General features: G+C 67.3%; 7 protein-coding genes. All 7 read right to left on the minus strand.

Features of this window, described 5'->3' with window-relative positions; translation table 11 throughout:
- Positions 1-14: 14 nt before the first annotated feature.
- A complete protein-coding gene (locus ACRDPN_RS07730) occupies positions 15-1508 on the minus strand; it encodes a YfcC family protein (protein ID WP_431446812.1) in 1494 nt (497 codons plus the stop codon).
- A complete protein-coding gene (locus ACRDPN_RS07735) occupies positions 1505-2206 on the minus strand; it encodes a Na+/H+ antiporter NhaC family protein (RefSeq protein ID WP_431446814.1) in 702 nt (233 codons plus the stop codon). Before ACRDPN_RS07735 ends, ACRDPN_RS07730 begins: the two co-directional genes overlap by 4 nt.
- Positions 2196-2357 (minus strand): hypothetical protein, encoded by a 162-nt coding sequence (locus ACRDPN_RS07740; protein WP_431446815.1) that lies wholly within the window; start codon positions 2355-2357, stop codon positions 2196-2198. Before ACRDPN_RS07740 ends, ACRDPN_RS07735 begins: the two co-directional genes overlap by 11 nt.
- A gap of 13 nt (positions 2358-2370) precedes the next feature.
- On the minus strand, positions 2371-3633 hold the full coding sequence (locus ACRDPN_RS07745) for an arginine deiminase (protein WP_431446816.1): 1263 nt from the start codon (positions 3631-3633) through the stop codon (positions 2371-2373).
- Positions 3634-3664: 31 nt separating this feature from the next.
- Positions 3665-4579, minus strand: coding sequence for a carbamate kinase (gene arcC / locus ACRDPN_RS07750; protein WP_431446820.1), 915 nt, complete (start codon positions 4577-4579; stop codon positions 3665-3667).
- Positions 4580-4603: 24 nt separating this feature from the next.
- Complete coding sequence (gene argF / locus ACRDPN_RS07755; protein ID WP_431446818.1) at positions 4604-5605, minus strand: ornithine carbamoyltransferase; 1002 nt, start codon at positions 5603-5605, stop codon at positions 4604-4606.
- 15 nt (positions 5606-5620) lie between these two features.
- On the minus strand, positions 5621-7757 hold a 2137-nt coding region (locus ACRDPN_RS07760; protein WP_431446819.1), incomplete at its 5' end, for a cation-translocating P-type ATPase.

A 7757-nucleotide genomic window follows, 5' to 3' on the forward strand; every position in this document is an offset into this window, starting at 1 on the left:
TCTCCAGAGCAAGCTCACGTGAGCAGTGCTCCCGCGGCCAGCCCGACCACGCTGAGCACCGCGAGCATGGCCAGCATGGGCCAGACCCATCTCAGGTAGGCGCCGTACGGGACCCTGGCGATCGCGAGCCCACCCATGACGACCGCAGAGGTCGGGATGAAGAGGTTCATGATGCCCGAGGCGCTCTGGAACGCCGTGACGACCAGCTCCGGCGGGACGTTGGCGAACGACGCCAGCGGGCTCATGATCGGCATCGCGACGGTGGCGAGGCCCGACGAGGACGGGATCAGGAACGACAGCGGCAGGAACAGCAGGAACATCACGGTCGCGAAGCCGACTTGGCCGACGTCGCCGAGGGCCTGCTCGGCCCAGTTCAGGACCGTGTCGGTGATCTGGCCGTTGTTCATGATCACGGTGATGCCGCGCGCGATGCCGATGATGAGGGCGACGCCGAGCAGGTCGCGGGCGCCGGCGACGAACGAGCTCGTGAGGTCTTCCTCGGACATCCGGCCGATGATGCCGATGACGATGCTGAAGAGGATGAAGGACGCGGTCATCTCGGGGAACCACCACCACAGTGTGGGGAGGCCGATGCCGAGGTCCTCCCACGGGATGACTCCGTACATCATCAGGACGAAGGCCATGGCGAACGTCAGAAGGATCCCCTTGTGGCGACCGGTCATGACCGCCTTGTCCTCGCCGGTGCCGACGCTGAAGTGGCGGGCGTTCTCCTCCCGCATGTTCGCCACGACGGAGCGAGAAGGATCCGCCTTGACCCGGTCGGCGTACCGGAGCACGAAGAAGATGCCAATCACCAGGGCGACGACCAGGAGGACCAGGCGCAACACCAGGCCGTCGCTGATCGAGACCCCGGCGAAACCGGACGCGATCCCGGTGGCAAACGGGTTGATCGTCGAACCGTATGTGCCGATGCCGCACCCCAAGAGCACGACCGCGGCGCCGGTGAGGGCGTCATACCCGGCCGCAATCATCACCGCGATGACGAGCGTGTAGAACGCCAGGCTCTCCTCGGCCATGCCGTACGTCGTGCCGCCGATCGCGAAGACCGTCATCAGGATCGGGATCATCCACCGCTCCCGACCCTCCAGGCGCGTCACCAGGCCGCCGATCCCGGCCTGGATCGCGCCGGTCCGCATGGTCACGCCGAGGAACCCCCCGATCACGATGATGAACAGGGCCACGTCGATCGCGCCGAACAGCGTGCCCGAGTTGTAGTAGTTGATGTTCCCCTTGGAATCCTCGATGCCATAGAGACCGTTGATCGGTGCGGTGAGCGAGTCGACCAGGATTCGTGCCGGGTTCGTCTCGACCGAGTGGTAGGTGCCCGGGATCGGGCTTCCCTCCTCGTTGAGGTCGTACAGGCCGGCGGGGACGATCCAGGTCGCGATCGCCATCAGGACGATCAGCGCGAACAGGATGGTGTATGCCGACGGGAGGCTGAAACCCCGCCGCGGCTCGACCGGCGCCGTCGTGGTCGGATCAGTCATGGGTCTCTCCTCCGGTTACGGTCGACAGCGTGGAGATCGGGGCGTCGTCCTCCCAGGGGCCATCCGCCCGGGGAACCTTCGATCATGTTCCGCACGTGCTGCCCGACCGTGAGGCCTCCGCCGACCAGCTGCGGCACCAGGATCGTGGTTTCGGACAGCGGCGTCATCTTGTCGCCGAAGTAGGCGCCGCAGATCACGGCACCGGCGGCGATCGCCTCATTGAGGCCGAGGACGTTGCTCATGCCGACGAACGCGACCCCCAGCGTGCCCACGGTGGTCCACGAGCTGCCGGTCACCATCCCCACGAGGGCGCACACGGCGGCGGCGGTGAAGTAGAACCAGGTCGGGCTGACCAGGCTGATGCCGTAGTCGACGACGGTCGGAATGGTCCCGGCCATGTTCCAGGTGCCGATCAGGGAGCCGACCGCGAGCAGGATGAAGACCGCGCTCATCGCGGCCGTCACGCCGCCCACGGCTGCCTCGGCGACCGAGGCGACCGTGTATCCGTTCTTGAACGCGACGAGGCTCGCGAACGCCGCGCTCAACAGCAACGCCACCTGGAGCGGCCCGTCCGTGGCGCTCACCGCGAACAGCGCGATGGTCAGCGCGAGCAGCCCGATCAGGACGACGATCGGGAGCAGTGCGTCGAGGAGACTGGGGGGCCGCGGGACCCGGTCCCGAGGACGGTCACGCGCCATGGCGGCCTACGGAACCGGCGACGGTCCGGGCGATCCCGAACGCGCCGACGTCGTCGCCGCGCTGGTGCTCCGTGCCGCGCGCCCAGACAAGCAGGGCCAGCACGAGAAGGATCGCCAGAGCGGCGATGAGCCAGCGGACTGCGGTGCTCATTGGCCCTCCTCTCTCACAGCGGATCTCGCAGCAGGGGGCACGTCATGCAGTGGCCGCCACCGCGGCCCTTGCCCAGCTCGAACCCCTCGATCGTGATCACCTCGATGCCGGCCTCGCGCATCTTCGCGATGGTGTAGGTGTTGCGCTCGTACGCCACGACGACACCCGGCTCCATGGCGACCACGTTGTTGCCGTCGTCCCACTGCTCCCGCTCCTGCTGGTAGGCGTCACCGCCGGTCTCGATCACCCGCAGGTCGGAGACGCCGAGGGCGTCGGCGACCGTGGACAGGAACCCCTCCTCCTCGGTGACATGGAACTCCGCGCCGTTCACGCCCGGGCGGAGGCTGATCGCCCGCACCTTGTCCATCACCCGCGGGTAGACCGTGACCGCGTCGCGATCGAGCATCGTGAACACCGTGTCGAGGTGCATGTGGGCGCGGTCCTTCGTCATCACCACGGCCACGACCCGCTCGGCCGCGCCCTTGGCGAACAACGCCCTGGCCACCTGCTCGATCATCCGGGCCTGGGATCGCTCGCTCATGCCGATGAGTACGGTTCCGTTGCCGATCGGCTGCACGTCGCCGCCCTCCAACGACGCCCGGCCGAAGTCGATGGCGTTGAAGCGGTCGTCGTCGCCGAGCTGGGGATACCAGAAGTCGAAGTCGGCTTCGGCGAACATCGGGTGGTAGCGGTAGATCGCGGCGACGTTGTAGGCCTCGAGCCGCCGGGCCGGCCAGAACATCGGGTTGATCGTCACCCCGTTGTAGATCCAGCACGACGAGTCTCGTGTGAACAGCGTGTTCGGCAGCGGCGGCATCACGAACAGGTTCTCGTCGTCGACGGCGGCCGCAATGACCGACTGCGACCGTAGCTTGCCGAGGTCGAGGCCCGACTCAGCAACGGTCATGCCGCCGATCAGATGCTTGGCGAGCCTCTCCGGGGCCAGCGCGGACAGCGCAGACCGCACCTCGTCCACCATCGAGATGCCGACGGTGAACTCCGAGGCAGCCAGCTCGACGAGCTTGCGTCGACCCTTGTCGCTTGCCGCAAGGGCCTCCCCGAGCAGGTCCCGGAGCAGGAAGACCTCGACGCCTCGCTCGCGCATCTTCGCCACGAACTTGTCGTGCTCGTACTGCGCCCGCTCCACCCACAGCACGTCGTCGAAGAGCAGCCCGTCGTGGTTCGTGGGGGTCAACCGCTGCAGGCTGAGCTCGGGCCGATGGACCATCACCTTCCTGAGCTGGCCCACCTCCGAGTGGACGCCGAATGCTGTCATGTCGATCTCCCCTCACTCGCCCGTTGGCTTCTCATCCGGCCACCACCTGGGTTCCTGAGGTGCCCTCGACCATCTGCACGATCTGGTCGAGTCCCCCGATCGCAGCCGTCTTCCCCGTCGCCTCGACGAAGTGGGCGGCGGCCTCGACCTTCGGCCCCATGGAGCCCGCCGGCAGCCCCAGCTCCCGCAGCTCCTTGGGAGTCGCCCGGTCGAGCCGACGCTGGTCGGGGGTGCCCCAGTCGGTGTAGACCCCGTCCACGTCCGTGGCCATCACGAACACATCGGCTTCCACCTCGCGGGCGAGCAGCTCACTGGCCAGGTCCTTGTCGATGACGGCCTCGACCCCGGAGAGCATCGGTCGGTCGCCGCGCGAGACCAAGGTGGGGATTCCGCCGCCACCAGCGCAGATGACGACGACGTCGCGGTCGAGCAGCCGGCGGATCGGATCGATCTCGAAGATGTGCTTCGGAAGTGGTGAGGGCACGACACGCCGCCACGACTCGCCGTCCCTCCGGAAGGGCCAACCCTTCTCCTCCGCGAGCTTCTCCGCCTGCCCCTCGGTGTAGACGGGCCCGACGAACTTGGTGGGGTTCGCGAACGCCGGGTCGTCGGGGTCAACCTCGACCATGGTGAGGATGGTCGCGAACTGCTCGTCGGTAGGAAGGACGTTGCGCAGCTCCTGCTCGAGGACGTAGCCGATCATCCCCTCCGTCTGCGCGCCGAGCACGTCCAGCGGATAGGGGTCCACGTCCGCATAGGCGGCGGACTGGAGGGCCAGGAGGCCCACCTGTGGGCCGTTGCCGTGCGAGAGCACGAGCTCGTGCTCCGTCGCAATGGCCGCGAGTGCCGGGGCCGCGCTGCGCACGTTCTCGCGCTGCACGTCGGCTGTCATCGGCTCCCCGCGCCTGAGCAGAGCATTTCCGCCCAAGGCCACCACGACGCGCAAGAGGTTCCCGTCCTCGGCCATGTCTCAGTCTCCTAGCGTGGCGACCATGACGGCCTTGATGGTGTGCAGGCGGTTCTCGGCCTGGTCGAAGACGATCGAGTGCTCGGACTCGAAGACGTCGTCGGTGACCTCGAGTCCATCCATGCCATACTGCTCGAAGATCTCCGCCCCCACCTTCGTCTCGCGGTTGTGGAAGGCCGGCAGGCAGTGCATGAACTTCACCCTCGGGTTCCCGGTGCGTGCCACCAGCTCCTTGTTCACCTGGTACGGCGTGAGGAGCTTGATCCGCTCCTCCCAGACGCTCTTGTCCTCACCCATCGACACCCAGACGTCGGTGTACAGGTAGTCGACCCCGGCCACGCCCTCGTCGACGTCCTCCGTGAGCGTCAGCCGGGCCCCGGTCTCCTTCGCGATCCCCCGGCAGGTCTCGACCAGATCGTCGTGCGGCCACAGGTCCTGGGGAGCGCACAGCCGGACGTCCATCCCGTACTTGCAGCCCCCGACCATCAGCGAGTTGCCCATGTTGTTGCGGGCGTCCCCGAGGTAGCAGAAGGCGATCTCGCCGAGATGCTTGTCGCTGTGCTCGGTCATCGTCAGCACGTCGGCGAGGATCTGGGTCGGGTGAAACTCGTCGGTGAGCCCGTTCCAGACCGGCACGCCGGCGTACTCACCCAACGTCTCAACCGTCGCCTGCGAAAAACCGCGGTACTCGATCCCGTCGAACGTCCGACCGAGGACCCGCGCGGTGTCCTTCATCGACTCCTTGTGGCCGATCTGCGAGCCACCCGGCTCGAGGTACGTGACGTGAGCGCCCTGGTCCTTCGCAGCAACCTCGAACGCGGTGCGTGTCCGCGTCGACGTCTTCTCGAAGATCAGGGCGATGTCCTTGTCGGACAAGCGGGGCTTCTCGAAGCCGGCGTACTTCGCGGACTTGAGGTCGGCCGAGAGCCTGAGCAGGAACTTCAGCTCCTCCGAAGTGAAGTCGAGCTCCTTGAGGAAGCTCCGGTGGCGGAGGTTGAACGACATCGTGTGATCCTTTGCTCAGGCGACGGAAGGGACGGCAGACTGGGACTGGGTCTGGCGCACTGCGGGGCCGGGCGCCCCGCGGTGGCGGAGGACCAGTTTGATGAGCTCCTCGACCACCACGAGCGACGCGGCGATGCCCACGGCGATGCACCACTGGTTGAAGCTCAGCGCCGTGGTGCCGAAGATCCGGTTCATGAAGTCCAGCGTGGTGACCAGGAAGATGGCCGCGAGCGAGATGCCGTACCGCCTCAGCTGCATGGTGCCCGGCACCGCTTCGCGGGTGAAGATCGTGTTGTGCTGGTCGCGGCACAGCAAGGCCGCGGCAAGGTGGAAGAGCGACAGCGTGGTCAGCAGCATCGTCGCGCCCAGGACGGCCCCGCCTGCGCGGTCGCCGATCTGGTAGGCCGCCAGCGCGCCCGTGGTCATCACCGCCCCCTGTACACAGAGCCGTACCCAGTCGCGGACCGACAGCACTGGAGCGCCGAGCGGCCGCGGTGGACGTGACATCACACCCCTTCCGGCCAGGTCGAAGCCGAGTGCGATCGCGAGCGGGATGTCAACCACCATGTTCAGCCAGAGGATCTGGAGCGGGTTGAGCGGCGTACCGTTCGCGATACCGATGATGCCGGCGCCGAGGAAGACCGCGATGTAGGCGACCAGCGTGGACATCTGGAACCGGAGGTACTTCAGCAGGTTGTCGTAGAGGGTGCGTCCGTAGGAGACGGCGCCGACGATCGTCGCGAAGTTGTCGTCGGTGAGGATCATCACCGCGGCCTCCTTGGAGACCTCAGTGCCGGTGATCCCCATGGCCACGCCGATGTCGGCTGACTTCAAGGCCGGTGCGTCGTTCACGCCGTCCCCGGTCATCGCGACCACGTTGCCCTTCTCCTTGAGCAGCCGGACCAGGCGGACCTTGTCCTCCGGCGCCACCCGCGCGACGACGCCGATCTGGTCGATCTCCGTGCGCAGTAGTTCGTCGCTCATCGCCGCGAACTCGTTGCCGGTGATGGCGCGTCCCTCGATCCCGAGCTCGGAGGCGATCGCGGCGGCGGTGGTGGCGTGGTCACCGGTGATCATGCGCACGCGGATCCCCGCCTCGCGGCACTCGGCGATCGCGGTCTTCGCCTCGGGTCGCGGCGGGTCGACGATGCCGACCATCGCCAGCAGTGTCAGTTCCTCCACTGTTCCGAGGAGATCGCCCCCGGGATCGAACACGGCGGGGTCGAAGTCGCGCTGAGCCACCACCATGACCCGCTCGCCGGCGTTGGCGATCGCATCGTTGGCCTCGAGGGCGAGGTGCCGGTTGTCGTCGGTGATCGGCACCACCGTGCCGTCGGGGTTGCGGAACGTGCTGGCACGGGCGATCAGGACGTCTGGGGCCCCCTTGACATAGCACCGCACGACCGGCCGTCCGTCGTCACCGGTCATCTCGTGGAACGTCGCCATGAACTTGTAGTCGGAGTCGAACGGGACCTCCCCGACCCGGGGCAACGCCGCGCGGGTCTCCTCGATGTGGAGGCCGCCCTTGGCCCCCAGCACGATGAGCGCACCCTCGGTGGGGTCGCCGATCAGGCTCTCCCCGTCGAGCACGGCGTCGGCACACAGCACCATCGGCAGCAGGTATGGATCGAGGTCGTGGTTCTGCCCGCCCACATGGCTGATCTCTCCGGCAGTGCTGTAGCCCTCGCCCGAGACGGTGTAGCGGTTGTGTCCGGGGATGACCAGCTCCCGAGCGGTCATCTTGTTGAGGGTCAGCGTTCCGGTCTTGTCCGAGCAGATCGCGGACGTCGAGCCCAGCGTCTCCACGGCGGGAAGTCGCTTCACGATCGCGTTACGTCGCGCGATGTCCCGCGTGCCCATCGACAGCAGCGCCGTCACGACCGCCGGGAGGCCGGTCGGGATCGCGGCCACGGCCAACGCCACACCGGTGACGAACAACGTGTCGAAGGACTCCCCTCGGGCCAACCCGAGCAGGACCACGGCCACCAGCGCGATGGCGGCGATCGTGGCGATGATCTTCGACAGCGCGTCCAGCTGTTTCTGGAGCGGCGTCTTGCTGGTCTCGGTGTTGGCGAGCATGTCGGCGATGTGGCCGATCTCGGTGCCCATCCCGGTGTCGGTGACGACGAACTCGCCCCGGCCGCGCGTGACC

It is taken from the genome of Aeromicrobium sp., from assembly GCF_050700635.1.
Taxonomy (GTDB): domain Bacteria; phylum Actinomycetota; class Actinomycetes; order Propionibacteriales; family Nocardioidaceae; genus Aeromicrobium.